Origin of the sequence: Streptomyces sp. URMC 124, from assembly GCF_051386455.1 — a bacterium.
GTDB lineage: Bacteria > Actinomycetota > Actinomycetes > Streptomycetales > Streptomycetaceae > Streptomyces.
The window spans coordinates 1-449 of the sequence record NZ_JBPQTS010000365.1 but is presented as its reverse complement, the minus strand read 5'-3'; the positions used below and the strand labels follow the sequence as shown (position 1 = coordinate 449).

The following is a 449-nucleotide window of genomic DNA, read 5'->3' as shown; positions in this document are numbered from 1 at the left end:
CCCCGCAAGCCTCACGCCCCGCACTCCCTGTCCCCCCTCAGCCTGTCGAAAGGCGCCCCCGTGCGGCTCCATCTCCTCGCCCTGAACCCGACCGACTCCGTCACCCTCGGCTTCCTGCCCGCGGCCGCCCGCCTCGGCCTGGAGGTCACCCTGCTCACCGACCGGCCGGACGCCCACCGCCGCGCGTACGAGCAGAGCGTCGCCGACGGCGGCAAGCTGCCCGAACTCTCCGTCCTCGGCTGCGACGTCACCGACTTCCGCGAAGTCGTCGCCCGGATCTCCGCGCTGGGCCCGCAGGGCCGCCCCGACGCCGTCTTCACCAACAGCGACCACCTCCAGCCCCAGGCGGCCCTGGCCGCCGCCTACTTCGGGCTTCCCGGCAAGGACTGGCGCTCGGCCCTCGACGCCAAGAACAAGGCCCAGCTGCGCCGCCGCCTCGCCGAGACCGG

At 74.6% G+C, this 449-nt stretch carries 1 pseudogene; it reads left to right on the top strand.

Going from position 1 to position 449, the window contains the following annotated elements:
* Positions 1 to 60: 60 nt before the first annotated feature.
* Positions 61 to 449: pseudogene (locus ACSNOG_RS32965) on the top strand (siderophore biosynthesis protein); the annotation flags it as partial.